The following is a 13,796-nucleotide window of genomic DNA, read 5'->3' as shown; positions in this document are numbered from 1 at the left end:
GGGATATGTGTTGGCATCGCGATGAAGGGAAGGGTTTCACGGAGGAGCACAGGCACATGAACATTCGCAGCATCTCGCGGTCGGCGGTCCTGATTGCGCTGTTCGGCGGCGGTGCCGCCGCGGCGCAAACTCCGCTCGAGGAATGCACGCAGGGCGCAGTCGAGCGCAGCGCGCTCATCGCATGTCTGGACGCGAAGCTCAGGGACGCCACTCTGAAACTGAACGCCGCGCTCAGGGCGGCACAGCAACGCATCGAGCAGCTGGAGCGCGACAACCGGCGCGCCGGGATGAGCAATTTCATCGACAGCCAGCGCAGGTTCAACGCCTATCGCGACAGCAACTGCACCTGGCAGGCGGTTCAGGCTCCGCCGGGGAGCCGCGGCGAGGAGTTCGTCAAGGATTGCCAGATTCGTGCAACGCTCGCGCGCGAGCAGGAGCTTGCCGCTTTCGTGCAACGCGCCAACGCCGCGCCGGCACTGCCCGCGACGTCATCCTCCGCCCCCCCGCCGGCAGCCGACGCGCCGCAGACGCAGGTGGCCTTGCCCGCAGTGACCGTCGTGGAGGAGCAAGGCGCCTCGGTCATCGTCGCGCCTGCCGAGCCCCTGACGGCCATCTCCCCGGCGGCAACCGCTTCGTCCGCACCCAGCCCGTCGAGTGCCGAGACCGTCTTGCCGGCTGCGAGCGAGCGACCGATTGTGCAGTGGCGGCTGGCGCAGTGGAAGGAACGCGGGCGCAGCCGTGCCCTGCTGCCCGGCAGTTCGATCACGGTGTCCTTCGATCCCAGCGGCAAGGTGACGGGCAATGCTTCTGTGAATCGCTTCAACGGGCAGTACCGGTTCAACCTGGATGGCGAGCTTGAATGGTCCGCAACGGGCTTCGTCGCGACCAGGATGGCGGGCTCGCCGGCGCTGATGCGGCAGGAGCAGGCATTTCTCGCTGCCTTGCGCCGCACCCGCCATTACCGGGGCGAGGGCAACCGCCTCGTGCTTCGAAGCACGGACGGTGCGGTCGAGCTGACTTTCGTTCGGTAGTCCGACACGGGTGTCATGCCCCGGTCGCCGGGATAGACAATCAGGAGCGCAACATGGGCCAGTCAGCGCAAGGCATGAGATTCTCGATCAGTCATGCAGCGGATGGCCGCTTCGAGGCCGACGGGTTGCGGCCATTCTTCGAGTACCGCGATCTGGGAATCCGGGCGGCGACCGGGGGCAAGGTGCTGGCTCACGTGATTCGCGCCAAACCGGGTGCCCTGGCCAGGCCGCAGAAGCACCATCATGCCGTGGACTTCCAGATGGTGTACGTGCTCAAGGGCTGGATCGAGTTCGAGTATGAAGGTGCCGGCAGACATCGCCTGACCGCCGGCACCTGCGTGCACCAGCCGCCCGGGATCAGGCACACCGAGCTGGGGCATTCCGACGACCTGGAACTCATCGAGATCGTGATGCCGGCGGACTTCGCGACCATCGATGACTGACCCGAATCGACGCCTGGAATCGTCCAGCGAACCACCCGGGACGCCGAGAACGGCAAGAGGCTCACGGCGCAAGTCCTGAAATCCGCCGCGGGAGCGCGCCGGGGCCGGTGGGCGCGCCGGTCGTCGTCGAAGCTCTTCCGGTCCTGGTTTCCCGGCGTCCCTGGTGCTTTTTGGTTCGTCCCTGTCATCCAGCCGAAGAAGGAAGAAATGACAATCTCATTCCGCAGGCGCCTCCAGAAGGGCGACGTGCTGATCGGGGCGCTGTTGCAGATGCCGCTGCCCGAAGTGGCCGAAATCTTCGTCACCGCCGGCTACGACTGGCTGTTCGTCGACCTCGAGCACTCGCCGATGGATGCGCGCAACGCGCTCGACGTGCTCACCGCGGTCGACGACCGCATCGCCTGTGTCGTCCGCGTGCCCTGGAACGACGAAGCCCACATCAAGAAGGCCCTGGACATCGGCGCCACGGGGGTGATCGTGCCCCTGGTCAACAACGCCGCGGACGCTCGCCTGGCGGTAGGTCGCTGCAAATATCCGCCGATGGGCGTTCGCAGCGTCGGCATCACGCGCAGCCAGCGCTTCGATCTCGATTTCGACGGTTACATGAAGCGGGCCAACGACGACATCGCGGTCATCGTGCAGATCGAGCATGTCGAAGCGATCAGGAACATCGAGGAGATTCTCGATACGCCGGGCATCGATGGCGTCTTCGTCGGTCCCTTCGACCTGTCCGGCAGCATGGGTCTGCCCGGCCAGATCGATCACCCGCGGGTGCAGGAAGCGATCGGGAGCGTCATCGAGGCGTGCGAAAAGCGCGCGATCGCCCGCTGCATCTACGCGCACACGCCGGTCCACGCGCGCACCTACATGGCGCAGGGCTACCGCGTGATCGGATTGTGCACCGACTACATCATGCTGGCGCGTCAGGCCGCCGATTACCTGAGGGCGGCACGCAACTGACCCGGCGAACAGGTCCGGCTCGCAAAGCCGCTCGACGCCGCGTGCCGTGCGGGCAGGGCGCGCCCAACGAAAAAAAGCGGACGGCGCTCATGGCGCCGTCCGCTGTCGGGCGTTGCGGGTTACGAACGGCCGTAAACTTCGGAGACGGACCGTGCGAACACCGTCAGTCGTGCATTGCCGCCTTGGGCGCTGCGGATGACGGAGGCGCGGCCTTGCACGGCGGCGACGTCGGTGTTGGCGCCCGCGCTGGGGACGCTCACGCCGGCCTTGGGGTCCGGTGTGCCGCGGCCATACTGCTCGACACCGCCCGCCTGGGCGAGGCCGGAAGCGGTTGCAAGGATCGCAGCGATGGTGAGGCTCTTCAGCGTTTTCATGGTCATGCTCCTTTCATTGGATGATGGATAAATAACGTCTGCCTTGATCCCTCGGGTCAGCGCGCCCGGCGGTCGGTGGCATCAGCCGCTGCTGCGTTAGACTGCCTGCCTGCCAACGCCGGCTCGCGTCTTTCGGGATGTGCGCATCATCCGGGTCGAACGTGAAGGGCGTGTTAACACGGGCGTGAAAAAAGCGTGAAGAAAGGACTTTGGCCAACTTTTCGGACGGCCTGACCCGCCAAACCCCAAGCAATAGGAGGAGAACCGATGGCACGTGTACCGATCAATCCGGGCAAAGTGGACTGGTCCGGCGAGAATCCCGGCATGTATCTGAAGGATTCGACGGACGGGCCGTTCGTGACGCTGGTGAGCTTCTTTCGCGTCGTGACCTCTCCCCACGGCAAAGGCCACGCAGCGTTCATGCTGCTCGACCCGCAGGGCAACGGGCGCAAGCCGGGAAGGCCCAACGTGTGCCTGACCGACAACGAGCCGCTGGCCGAGTACCTTTGCAAGGGATTCGTCGCCCACTTCTCGGCTTTCCGCAATGCGAGCGGACTGGCCGGCGTTGAATACCGACCGGGCTGGGATTTCGTGGCGGGCGGCAATGGAACCAGCGTCCACAGCGAATGGTTCCGGTCCGCCATCGGCCAGGTCTGCCTGACCTGGTCCGATCTTTCGGCGCCCTTCCTGGTCGAGTTCGACAAGGAGCACTCGGCCACCGGCAGGCACGAGATGATCTCGCTGTTCTTCGATGCCCACAGGGCCGCGGCGGCGATCAACGGCAAAGCCGTCGACGGCAAGCCGTTTCCGCGGGAGTTCGCCGGCAAGAAAGACTCGAGCACCGCCTTCCTCGCGTTCTCCGAAACCTGGATCAAGGCCTGAGGGGACGCTTCGCGAGCCCCACCGCCGAGGATTCGGGGGCCGCCGGATAGCCGGCTGCGAAACGGCGTTCCTCCCGCCGCTTGCGGGGCTGGCGCGCGTCGCATGATCCGCTGCGCGCCCGCGCCTCGTGTTCGCCGCGCGTTCTCCGCGGCCGCTGGCCTCGCAAAGGCCGGGGCGTAGGGTGCACCATTGGCCGCAAATCGATGCACGATCTCACCGTCATCACCACGCTGGCCGGCGCGCTCGCCTTCGCGCTGGCGCTCGGATGGCTGACCCAGCGCCTGGGCCTGTCCACGCTGGTGGGCTATCTGCTGGCCGGGGTCGTGGTCGGCCCGTATACGCCGGGCTTCGTCGCCGACCCGCGGCTGGCAGCGCAGATGGCCGAAATCGGCGTCATCTTGCTGATGTTCAGCGTCGGCATGCACTTCCATCCGCAAGAGTTGTTGCGCGTCTGGCGCATCGCGCTGCCCGGCGCCGTGGCGCAGAGCGCGCTCGCCACCATCGCCGGCTGGGCGACCGCGCGCGCGTTCGGATGGGGGCACGGCGCAGGGATCGTGTTCGGCATGGCGCTCGCCGTGGCCAGTACCGTGGTGCTCATGCGCATGCTGGTCGCGCAGGATCGCCTGGGCCGGCACGACGGACATGTCGCGGTCGGCTGGCTGATCGTCGAGGATCTGTTCACCGTCGTTGCGCTGGTCGTGCTGCCCGCGCTCGCCGTGGAACGCAGCGGCATCCTCGGCGTGTCCCGCGAGCTCTTCGTCGCACTGGGCAAGGCCGCGGTGTTCGCGGTTCTGGTATGGATCGCGGGCACGCGTGTACTGACGCCGGCGATGGCCCGCGTCGCGCGCGTGCGATCGACGGAGCTGTTCACCCTCGCCGTGTTCGTGGTCGCGCTGGGAATCGCCCTCCTGGCCACCGCGGTATTCAACGTCTCGGTGGCCCTGGGCGCTTTCTTCGCCGGTCTGGTGGTCGGCCAGTCGCGCTTCGGACCGCAAGCGGCCGCCGACATGCTTCCCTTCCGCGACGTGTTCTCCGCGCTGTTCTTCGTCTCGGTGGGCATGCTGTTCAATCCCGCGTTGATCGGCTCGCAACCGGCCGTGGTGCTGAGCGCGCTTGCGGTCGTGCTGATCGTCAAGCCGCTGGTCGCCCTGGCGATCGTGGCCGTGCTGCGCGAGTCTGTGCGCACCGGTCTCACGGTGGCCGTGGGACTTGCCCAGATCGGCGAGTTCTCCTTCATTCTCGGCGCGCTCGGCAACTCGCTGGGCGTGCTGCCGGAACAAGGCATGGATGTGCTGATCATGACGGCGATCGTATCGATCGCGCTCAATCCGCTGCTTTTCCGGGCGCTCAGGGCGTTCGAAGCGCGACTGGACGGTTCGCCGCCGGCGGGCGCGCCGGCGGCGGCCACCGCGCACGGCGAAGCGCCGGGCGAAGGCGTCGGCGCGCCGGTGCTCGTGTGCGGACTCGGAGAGGCGGGCCTGAGACTGATTCGACGCTGCGCGCAAGGCGGCGTGCCGGTGTGCGCGATCGATACCGACGTCGATGTTCTGGAGCAGTTGCGCGCGCTCGGCGTGGCGACCGTGTTCGGCGACGCCGGCCGTCCCGAGGTCCTGAGAGCTGCCGGCCTGCTCGACGCCAGAGTGCTGGTCGTGGCCAATCCCGCGCTGCAGGACAAGATCCGTGTGTGCGCGGCGGCGCGCGAACTCAATCCGCGGCTGGCGGTGATCGCCACCGCGGCCACCGGCGCCGAACGGGCCTGGCTCGAGGAGTTCGGTGCCGCCTACGTGGTCGACGTGATGGACGAGACGGTGGACGCGCTGATCAGATCGGTCCGAAGCGCGCTGTGAGCGCCTTGCCGCCTGCGCACCTATGCCGAGAGCCTGACTTCGACCGAGCCGATGCCTTCGATGGTGTGGCGGTAATGCTCGCCCGCCCGGGGAAACCGGGTGGTGACCCAGCTCCCGGTCAGGACGATCTCGCCCGCCTTCAAGACCCGGCCCTGCGCGCTCAGCGTGTTGGCCAGCCAGCGCAGCGGCTCGAACGGATGACCCAGCACGTCGCGCCCGATTCCTTCATCGATCAGCTTGCCGTCGCACTCGAGGGCGCTGCGCGCCCGGGCGAGGTCCGGCCACGAAGTCCGGAACCGGCCGAGCACGTTGCCCTCGTTCCATGAGTTGTCCGCAATCAGCGAGAGCAGATCGAGCGGGTAGTCGGCGTTGCGGTCGTCGATCACTTCGAACGCCGGTGCAACCGCTTCCACCGCGGCCGAGATCTCTTCCAGCGTGTAGGGGTCCGCTTTCGGGCCCAGCGAGCGGCCGAGCCGGGCGCAGCACTCGAACTCCAGCCCGAGATGTACCAGGCCGCCCAGCGACAGCGTCGCGCCGCTCGCGTGCAGGCGCTTCTCGAACACGACGCCGGAATTCGGGTGATCCACGCCGCACATCTGCTGCATGCGCCTGGAGGTGAGCCCGATCTTGTAGCCCACGCGTCGGCCCAGGCTCGCTTCGAGGCGCGCGACGTAGGCCGCCTGGATGGCGTAGGCCCCGGCGATGTCCATCGCGCCATAGTCGCGCGCAAAGGGGATGAACTTGCGCTTTCCGGCGTGATCGCGCGTCAACGCCGCCGCGGCCTCTTCTGCTCTGACGCTCATGCCTTCCTCCCGACCACATCATATCGGCTTGGCGGTATGCTCGCTGTCCTGTCCCGTTCAGCACACCACGCGATGCCTGCACGACGATGGACGGTCGCGCTGCTGGCGCTTCTTGCGGCCAACGCCGCGCCCGCGGCGTATCCGGAAAAACCGATCCGCCTGATCGTACCCTTTACGCCGGCTGGCGCGACCGATCTGCTGGCGCGGCTCACCGGCGAGCAACTCGGCGCGCGGCTCGGCCAGTCCGTAGTCATCGAGAACAAGCCGGGCGCCGGCGCCAATCTCGGCGCGGAACTGGTCTCTCGCGCGGCGCCGGACGGCTACACGCTGTTGATGGGTCCGGCCTCGGTCTACGCCATCTCCGCCACGCTGTACCCGCGGCTGAACTACGATCCGGTCAGGGACCTGGCGCCGGTCTCGCTCATCGCCAACGTCCCGCACGTGCTGGTGGTCAACAGGGATCTGCCGGCGAGCTCGCTGACCGAACTGATCGCGCTGGCGCGCAAGCGGCGCGGCGAACTCAACATCGCCTCGCAGGGCAGCGGTACGGTGTCGCACCTGGAAGCCGAGCTGCTGAAATCGATGGCCGGTATCGACTTGCTGCACGTGCCCTACCGCGGGAGCGCGCCGGCGATTCTCGATCTGATCGGCGGGCGGGTGCAGCTGATGTTCGACAGCATCGCGTCGGCGCTGCCGCACATCCGTGCCGGCAAGCTGCGTGCGATCGCGGTGGCCTCGAAGACGCGCTCTGCTTTGCTGCCCGACGTGCCCACCGTCGAGCAAGCGGGACTGAAGGGCTACAGCGCCCACTCGTGGCTCGGCATCTTCGTGCCGGCGCGCACGCCCCGCCCGGTGATCGAGCGCCTGCAGCGGGAACTCGAGCTGGCGCTCGGGGATCCGGCGGTGCGCGGCAGATTGGTCGCCGCCGGCTTCGAGCCGCGGGCGAGCACGCCGGAGCAATTCGCGGATCTGCTGCGCGAAGAGATCGACAAGTGGCGCCCGATCGTCAGGATGTCCGGCGCCAGGCCGGACTAGAACTTCACTGCTCTCGGTGGCCGGTTTTGCGGATTTGAAGTGAGGAAAGAGATGGCAGGACCGTTGAAGGGGATTCGAGTGCTGGATCTGACGCGCGTGCTCGCGGGTCCGTTCGCCACGCAGATCCTGGCCGATCTGGGCGCGGAGGTGATCAAGGTGGAGCGCCCGGGCAGCGGCGACGACACGCGCGGCTGGGGTCCGCCGTTCGTGAAGGATGCCCGGGGGTGCGACACGACCGAAACCACCTACTTCGCCGGCTGCAACCGTGGCAAGAAATCGGTCACCATCGACATCGCCACGGCCGAGGGACAGGAGGCGGTTCGCGCGCTCGCGCGGCGCTGCGACGTATTGGTGGAGAACTACAAGGTGGGCGACCTGAAGCGCCACGGCCTGGATTACGAGTCCTTGCACGCGCTGCATCCGGGGCTCGTCTATTGCTCGATCACCGGCTACGGCCAGACCGGGCCTTACGCCGAGCGCGCCGGTTACGATCCGATCGCGCAGGCGATGTGCGGCCTCATGAGCGTGACCGGCGAGCCGGAGGACATGCCCGGCACCACGCCGCAGCGCGTGGGCGTGGCGGTGGTCGATCTGATGGCCGGGCAGTATGCCGTGATCGGCATTCTCGCCGCCTTGCTGCACCGCAAGCAGAGTGGCCAGGGGCAGCACATCGACATCGCCCTGCTCGACGTCGGCGTGGGGTCGATGGCCAACATCGCTTCGGCCTACCTGGGCGCCGGCGTGGTGGCGAGGCGCAACGGCGGCGTACATCCCAGCGTGGTGCCCTCGCAGCCGTTCAAGGCCTCCGATGGCTGGCTGATGCTCGCGGCCGGCAACGACGCGCAATTCGCGCGGCTGTGCGCCGCCGCCGGCCATCCGGAAACCGCCGCGGACCCGCGCTTCGCCACCAATAGCGCGCGCGTGCGCCATCGCCGCCTCCTCATCGGACTGCTGCAGGGCTGGTTCGCGCGGCATTCCGTTTCCCACTGGGTGGCGATGCTCACGCAAGCCGGTGTTCCCTGCGGTCCGATCTACACCATGGACCAGGTGTTCGAGGATCCGCAGGTGCGCGCGCGCGGCATGAAGATCGAGCTGCCCCACCGCAGCGCCGGCAGGCTCGCCATGACCGCCAATCCGATCCGCATGTCGGCCACCGTGCTGGAGTACGCGCTGCCTCCACCGTTGCTCGGCGAGCACAACGGGGAAGTGCTCTCGTCGCTCCCGCGCGAGGGTGCAGAGCCGTGACGCGTCCTCGCGCGCAGTTGCGCAGCACGACCGGCAGCGCACGCGCGCAGTTGCGACGTCGGGCCGCGCTGCGCCTGCTGGCCTCGCTCGCCATCCCGTTCGCGGCGCGGGCGCAGTCCGAACACGCCAGGCAGCGCGACCGGATGGTGCTGGAGATTGAGCGCCTGGCGGCGGCCACGGCCGCCGAGACCGGACGCGCCGCGCTCAATCCGCTGGTGCTCGCCGCGATGAACAAGATCGAACGGCACCTGTTCGTGCCGCACAACCAGCAGCCCTATGCCTACGAGAACCGACCGCTGCCGATCGGCCATGGGCAGACCATTTCGCAGCCCTACATCGTCGCGCTGATGACCGATCTGCTCGACCCGAAGGCCGGTCACGCCGTGCTGGAGATCGGCACCGGCTCCGGTTACCAGGCCGCTGTGCTGGCCGAACTGGTCCGGCGCGTGTGCACGATCGAGATCATCGAGCCGTTGGGCCGCGCGGCCGGCGAGCGGCTCGCGCGGCTGGGCTACCGCAATGTCGAGGTGAGGGTCGCAGACGGCTACTACGGCTGGCCGGAGCGCGCGCCCTTCGACGGCATCGTGGTCACGGCGGCCGCAAGCCACGTTCCGCCCCCGCTGATCCAGCAGCTCAAGCCCGGCGGGCGCATGGTGATACCGGTGGGGCCGAGTTTTCTCACGCAGTACCTGCTGCTGGTGGAGAAGCGGCGCGACGGTTCGGTGCGAAGCCGGCAGATCCTGCCGGTGCGCTTCGTGCCGCTGACCGGAAAGCACTGATCCGGGACGCGGCGCGTGCAACGGGATCGGTCCTTTCGCGCGCTGGACGACGCGGGCGCGCAAACCGGCGTACCGTTGGCGCTCGGAATGGCGCTGGCGATGGTTTCGGCGGCGGCGCTCGCCTACGAAATCCTGCTGACCCGGCTGTTCGCGATCATCCAGTGGCATCACTTCGCGTACATGATGATCAGCGTGGCGCTGCTCGGTTACGGCGCCGCCGGCACCGCGGTGACCCTGCTGGGAGAGCGGCTGCGCAGCAGGTTGTTCGAGAGCTTCGCGGCCGCGGCGGCGGCGTTCGGCTTGACCTCCAGCGCAGGTTTTCTCGCCGCGCAGGCGGTCCCGTTCAACGCGCTGGAGTTTCTGTGGGATTTGCGCCAGCCTCTGTGGCTGGCGCTCATCTACCTGCTGCTGTTCGTCCCTTTCTTTTTCGCGGCGCTGTGCGCGTGCCTGTGCTTTACCCGCCACGCCGCCGCGGCCCGCGCCGTCTACAGCTTCGACATCCTGGGCGCGGCGGCCGGCAGTCTGGGCGTGATCCTCGTCTTGTACGTGCTGGCGCCGATGAATGTTCTGGGCTGCGTGTCCGCGCTCGGGCTGGCTGCCGCCGCGCTGGCCTGGGTGAGCGGAGCGCGCGGACCGCGACTGATCGCCGCCGTGCCGCTGCTCGCGGCGATCGCGCTCGCCGCATTGTTGCAGACACCCGCCGGGCAGTTGCGCCTGTCGCCCTACAAGCAGCTCTCGCAGGCCATGCAGGCGATCGGCGCCCGCGTGCTCGCCGAGCGCTCCAGCCCGCTCGGCTGGATCGCGGTGGTGGAAAGCCCCCGGGTGCCGCTGCGCCATGCGCCCGGCTTGAGTTTCAACGCCGCGGTGGCCCCTCCGGAGCAACTGGGCATCTTCACGGACGGGGAAGGGATGAGCGCGCTCAACCGCTTCGACGGTCGCTTGGAAGCGCTGGCCTATCTGGACGATCTCACTTCGGCGCTGGCCTACCATCTCAAGCCCGCCCCGCGCGTGCTCGTGCTCGGCGCGGGTGCTGGCGCCGACGTGCTGCAGGCGCTCTATCACCACGCGCCCGGCGTCGACGCGGTCGAACTCAATGCGCAGATCGTCGATCTGGTGCAGAACCGCTTCGCGTCCTTCTCCGGCAAGCCGTACAGTCGGCCCGGCGTCCGGGTGCACGTCGCGGAGGCGCGCGGCTTCATCGCGCGCAGCCGCGGCCATTACGACGTGATCCAGATCGGACTGCTCGATTCGTTCGCCGCTTCTTCGGCCGGTTTGTATGCGCTGTCGGAAAACTACCTCTATACGGTCGAGGCGCTGCGCGCCTATCTGGAGCGCCTCGCGCCGCAGGGCCTGTTGTCGATCACCCGCTGGGTGAATCTGCCGCCGCGCGACGCGTTGAAGCTGCTCGCCACGGCGATTGTCGCGCTCGAGCGCTCCGGCGTCGCCGATCCCGGTGGGCGGATGATGATGATTCGAAGCTGGAACACCGCGACGCTGCTCGTGAAGAACGGGCCGGTCACGGGCAGCGACCTCGAGCGGCTGCGTGCATTCTGCCGCCAGAGGTCGTTCGACCTCGTGTGGTATCCGGGGATGAGCGCCGCGCAGTCCGATGTCTACAACCGGCTCGAGGAGCCGTATTTCCACGAAGCCGCGGTTGCACTCCTGGGTGCGCAGCGCGCGGCCTTCTTCGAGCGCTACAAGTTCGACGTTCGCCCGGCCACCGACGATCGCCCCTACTTTGCGCATTTCTTCCGCTGGCGCACGCTGCCGGAGCTGCTCAGGCTCAGGGAGCGCGGCGGGCTGCCGCTCATCGAATGGGGCTATCCGCTGCTCGCGGCGACCCTGCTGCAGGCGCTTGTGCTGGGCGCCCTGTTCATTCTTCTGCCGCTGCGCCGGCTGCGCGGCGCGGGAGCGCAACCCGCCGCACTGCGCGCGCGCAGCGCGCTCTATTTCGCCGCGGTTGGGCTCGGCTTCATGTTCATCGAGATTGCGTTCATCCAGAAATTCATCCTGTTCCTGAGCCATCCGAGCTACGCAGTGGCGGTCGCGCTGTTCTCGTTTCTGCTGTGGGCCGGCGTGGGCAGCGCGGCTTCCCGGCGCTGGATGGCAGGCCGCCGCGGCCGTGTTCCGCCGGTGACCTGGCCGGTGTGCGGGATCGCGATCGCATGCGCGCTCTACCTGCTCGCATTGCCCGCCCTGACCGAAATCCTGGTCCGCCTGCCGGACGCGGCGCGCATCGCGGCCGCCATCCTGCTCATCGCGCCTTTGGGACTGTGCATGGGCATGCCGTTTCCGCTCGGACTGGAGGCGTTGAGCCGTAGTGGCGGGCGCACGGTGCCGTGGGCCTGGGGCATCAACGCCTGCAGTTCAGTGGCCGGCGCGATCCTGGCCACGCTGCTCGCAATCCACTTCGGCTTCAGCGCGGTGATCCTCATCGCCATCGGGCTCTACGCCGTCTGCGCCGCGACCTTTCCGGCGCCGCGCGCATGAAGAAGCGGCGGCCTGCAGCGGCCGCCGCCCGGAGCGTCGGGACTTTCTCAGGCGAGCTTCTGGAATGCGTCGGCCGCGCGCAGCACGGTACCGTCCTCCCAGTGCCGGCCGATGAGCATCATGCCGACCGGCAGCCCGGATGACATGCCGCAGGGGACTGTGCAGGCGGGATGGCCGGTCACGTCGAAGGGCGCCGTGTTGGTGATCATCTCCAGCGCCCGTGCGACATACTCCTCGCGTGGCGCGTTGGGGGCCGGGAGCTTGGTCGCCTTGAGCGGCAGGGTCGGCATGAGGAGCAGGTCCACGCCGGCCAGCGCTTCGTCATAGGCCGCGCGCAGCATGCGCGCCAGGTTTTGGGCCTTGGCGTAGTAGCGGCCATGATAGTTGTCCTGCATGTACTGGCCGAGCAGGATGACGAGCTTCACCGTCTCCGACAGGTCGTTGGCGCGTGCCCGCCGGCTGCGCCCGTAGAAGTCGAGCAGCGAAGTGGTGTAGTGACCCTTCCAATTGGTACCCATGCTGTTGCCGGCCACCATGAGCATGGTGGCGCCTTCCACCGCGATGGCGTTCCAGATGTGGATGCCATCGCGGTGCAGCGGAACGGACACCTCGCTCACGCTGGCGCCTGCGCGCGTGAGACGCTGCGCCGCGGCGCGAACCATCTCGTCGACGTCCTTTTCCGAGTTCGGCCAGCCGAACCCTTCGCGCACGATCCCGATCTTCAGCCCGCGCGCCTCGCCCGTCAGCTGCCTGGTGTAAGGCTCGGTGCGCAGATCGTGCGGCTGGCGCGGATCGAGCCCGTCGCGCCCGGCGATCGCTTCGAGCAGCAGCGCGCAGTCGGCCGCGGTGCGCGCGATCGGCCCCGTATGATCCAGCGTCAGCTCGATGGGGAATACGCCGGTGTAGGGCACCAGGCCCCAGGTGGGCTTGTGGCCGGTGGCCCCGGAGTATGCGCTCGGAATGCGGATCGACCCGCCCTGGTCGCCGCCGATCGCCATGTCGGCTTCGCGCGCGACCACCAGCGCGGCGCTGCCGCTGGATGAGCCGCCCGCGGAACGGGTCGGGTCGTGGGGATTCAACACCGGCCCGGTGTCGGAGGTGTGGCTGCCGCCCGAGAAGCACAGGTGTTCGCACACGGCCTTGCCGACGATCTCGCCGCCGGCGTCCAGGATGCGGGTCACGATCGTGGCGTCGATGTCCGGCACGTAGCCTTCGAGCACGTTCGAGCCGTTCATCATCGGGATGCCGGCCACGCAGACGTTGTCCTTGATCGCGATCTTCTTGCCGGAGAGCGGGCCGGACGGCGCGCCCTTGATCGAGCACTTCCAGTACCAGGCATTGAGCTTGTTCTCCGCCGCGCTCGGGCGATAGCCCGCGTCGCGCGGGTACTTCACCGGCAGGGTGGGCTCGGCGAACTGATCGAGCCGCCGGTACGAGGCGAGCACGCCGTCCATCAGGTTGCGCAGCGACGCCAGGTCTTCGTGGCTGATCTGCATGTTGTACGCGGCGGCGATGCGCTCGAGTTCCGCAAGCGGCGGCTTGCGCAACACGCGGGGCGCGGTGGCCATGGGCGGCGGCGCCTGGACTCTTGCGGCGCGCGCCCGGCCGGGTACGCCGGCGCCCATGACGCCGGCGGCCACCCCGGCGGCGCCGGCTTGCAGGAAACTGCGGCGGGAATAACGTCTGGCCCTGTTCATGGTCTCCTCCTTTCGCGTCGGTTTGTGTTGCGGACCGTCAGGACTGCCCGAGCGGCTGCAGGTGCGCCGCCCGCAAGCGGCGTTGCGGCAGGCCGATCGGGTCCCGGCGATCAAGATACTCCCGTGGCTCGCGGTCCGCTGTCATCCGGGTGACATTGCCTGCCGGGGTAAGATGGTGCGCGATGAAGGCGCGGCAACGGCGCAGGGGGC

The 13,796-nt window shown here is 68.2% G+C and carries 12 protein-coding genes; 9 read left to right on the top strand and 3 right to left on the bottom strand.

Translation table 11 applies throughout. The features are described from left to right. Window positions 1–56: 56 nt before the first annotated feature. The 3 genes from VNM24_09570 to VNM24_09560 all read left to right on the top strand — a co-directional run bounded on the left by VNM24_09570 (window position 57) and on the right by VNM24_09560 (window position 2,434). Complete coding sequence (locus VNM24_09570) at window positions 57–1,031, top strand: META domain-containing protein (GenBank protein HWQ38840.1); 975 nt, start codon at window positions 57–59, stop codon at window positions 1,029–1,031. Between the two features lie 53 nt (window positions 1,032–1,084). Then, window positions 1,085–1,474, top strand: coding sequence for a cupin domain-containing protein (locus tag VNM24_09565; protein HWQ38839.1), 390 nt, complete (start codon window positions 1,085–1,087; stop codon window positions 1,472–1,474). Window positions 1,475–1,681: 207 nt separating this feature from the next. Continuing rightward, window positions 1,682–2,434 carry an aldolase/citrate lyase family protein gene (locus tag VNM24_09560; GenBank protein ID HWQ38838.1) on the top strand — a complete coding sequence of 251 codons (753 nt, stop codon included), beginning with the start codon at window positions 1,682–1,684 and terminating at the stop codon, window positions 2,432–2,434. A gap of 119 nt (window positions 2,435–2,553) precedes the next feature. Here the strand turns inward: VNM24_09560 and VNM24_09555 are convergent, their stop codons facing one another. Next, window positions 2,554–2,808, bottom strand: coding sequence for a hypothetical protein (locus VNM24_09555; GenBank protein ID HWQ38837.1), 255 nt, complete (start codon window positions 2,806–2,808; stop codon window positions 2,554–2,556). A 267-nt stretch (window positions 2,809–3,075) separates the two neighbouring features. Here VNM24_09555 and VNM24_09550 point away from each other — a divergent pair, with 267 nt between their 5' ends. Both VNM24_09550 and VNM24_09545 read left to right on the top strand, forming a co-directional pair. Next, the gene (locus VNM24_09550; GenBank protein ID HWQ38836.1) at window positions 3,076–3,690 is read left to right on the top strand and encodes a hypothetical protein; all 615 of its coding nucleotides are present in this window, start codon (window positions 3,076–3,078) and stop codon (window positions 3,688–3,690) included. A gap of 203 nt (window positions 3,691–3,893) precedes the next feature. Then, entirely contained in the window at window positions 3,894–5,537 is a 1,644-nt protein-coding gene (locus tag VNM24_09545) for a cation:proton antiporter (GenBank protein HWQ38835.1), read from the top strand. A 20-nt stretch (window positions 5,538–5,557) separates the two neighbouring features. Here VNM24_09545 and VNM24_09540 read toward each other — a convergent pair whose 3' ends face one another. Further along, window positions 5,558–6,340, bottom strand: a complete 783-nt coding sequence (locus VNM24_09540; GenBank protein ID HWQ38834.1) for a fumarylacetoacetate hydrolase family protein — start codon at window positions 6,338–6,340, stop codon at window positions 5,558–5,560. A 72-nt stretch (window positions 6,341–6,412) separates the two neighbouring features. On the opposite strand from VNM24_09540, the gene VNM24_09535 reads away from it, so the two are divergent. From VNM24_09535 to VNM24_09520, 4 genes are all read left to right on the top strand, one after another. Then, the gene (locus VNM24_09535) at window positions 6,413–7,375 is read left to right on the top strand and encodes a tripartite tricarboxylate transporter substrate binding protein (GenBank protein HWQ38833.1); all 963 of its coding nucleotides are present in this window, start codon (window positions 6,413–6,415) and stop codon (window positions 7,373–7,375) included. 51 nt (window positions 7,376–7,426) lie between these two features. Continuing rightward, complete coding sequence (locus tag VNM24_09530) at window positions 7,427–8,620, top strand: CoA transferase (GenBank protein ID HWQ38832.1); 1,194 nt, start codon at window positions 7,427–7,429, stop codon at window positions 8,618–8,620. Window positions 8,621–8,763: 143 nt separating this feature from the next. Further along, complete coding sequence (locus VNM24_09525) at window positions 8,764–9,399, top strand: protein-L-isoaspartate(D-aspartate) O-methyltransferase (GenBank protein HWQ38831.1); 636 nt, start codon at window positions 8,764–8,766, stop codon at window positions 9,397–9,399. Between the two features lie 15 nt (window positions 9,400–9,414). Beyond that, on the top strand, window positions 9,415–11,889 hold the full coding sequence (locus VNM24_09520) for an SAM-dependent methyltransferase (GenBank protein HWQ38830.1): 2,475 nt from the start codon (window positions 9,415–9,417) through the stop codon (window positions 11,887–11,889). A gap of 47 nt (window positions 11,890–11,936) precedes the next feature. On the opposite strand, the gene VNM24_09515 is transcribed toward VNM24_09520, so the two are convergent. After that, window positions 11,937–13,586 carry an amidase gene (locus VNM24_09515; GenBank protein HWQ38829.1) on the bottom strand — a complete coding sequence of 550 codons (1,650 nt, stop codon included), beginning with the start codon at window positions 13,584–13,586 and terminating at the stop codon, window positions 11,937–11,939. Window positions 13,587–13,796 lie beyond the last annotated feature (210 nt).

The sequence above is a fragment of the Burkholderiales bacterium genome (assembly GCA_035560005.1).
Lineage (GTDB): Bacteria > Pseudomonadota > Gammaproteobacteria > Burkholderiales > Eutrophovitaceae > DASRFY01.
Note: the sequence above shows the minus strand (reverse complement) of the source record. Positions and strands in the feature narration are given on the sequence as shown.

What these genes read in the sequence shown, in the direction of transcription:
- VNM24_09570 (HWQ38840.1), top strand. Translation starts at nt 57, where the DNA reads ATGAACATTCGCAGCATCTCGCGGTCGGCGGTCCTGATTGCGCTGTTC.
- VNM24_09565 (HWQ38839.1), top strand. Translation starts at nt 1,085, where the DNA reads ATGGGCCAGTCAGCGCAAGGCATGAGATTCTCGATCAGTCATGCAGCG.
- VNM24_09560 (HWQ38838.1), top strand. Translation starts at nt 1,682, where the DNA reads ATGACAATCTCATTCCGCAGGCGCCTCCAGAAGGGCGACGTGCTGATC.
- VNM24_09555 (HWQ38837.1), bottom strand. Translation starts at nt 2,808, where the DNA reads ATGAAAACGCTGAAGAGCCTCACCATCGCTGCGATCCTTGCAACCGCT.
- VNM24_09550 (HWQ38836.1), top strand. Translation starts at nt 3,076, where the DNA reads ATGGCACGTGTACCGATCAATCCGGGCAAAGTGGACTGGTCCGGCGAG.
- VNM24_09545 (HWQ38835.1), top strand. Translation starts at nt 3,894, where the DNA reads ATGCACGATCTCACCGTCATCACCACGCTGGCCGGCGCGCTCGCCTTC.
- VNM24_09540 (HWQ38834.1), bottom strand. Translation starts at nt 6,340, where the DNA reads ATGAGCGTCAGAGCAGAAGAGGCCGCGGCGGCGTTGACGCGCGATCAC.
- VNM24_09535 (HWQ38833.1), top strand. Translation starts at nt 6,413, where the DNA reads ATGCCTGCACGACGATGGACGGTCGCGCTGCTGGCGCTTCTTGCGGCC.
- VNM24_09530 (HWQ38832.1), top strand. Translation starts at nt 7,427, where the DNA reads ATGGCAGGACCGTTGAAGGGGATTCGAGTGCTGGATCTGACGCGCGTG.
- VNM24_09525 (HWQ38831.1), top strand. Translation starts at nt 8,764, where the DNA reads ATGGTGCTGGAGATTGAGCGCCTGGCGGCGGCCACGGCCGCCGAGACC.
- VNM24_09515 (HWQ38829.1), bottom strand. Translation starts at nt 13,586, where the DNA reads ATGAACAGGGCCAGACGTTATTCCCGCCGCAGTTTCCTGCAAGCCGGC.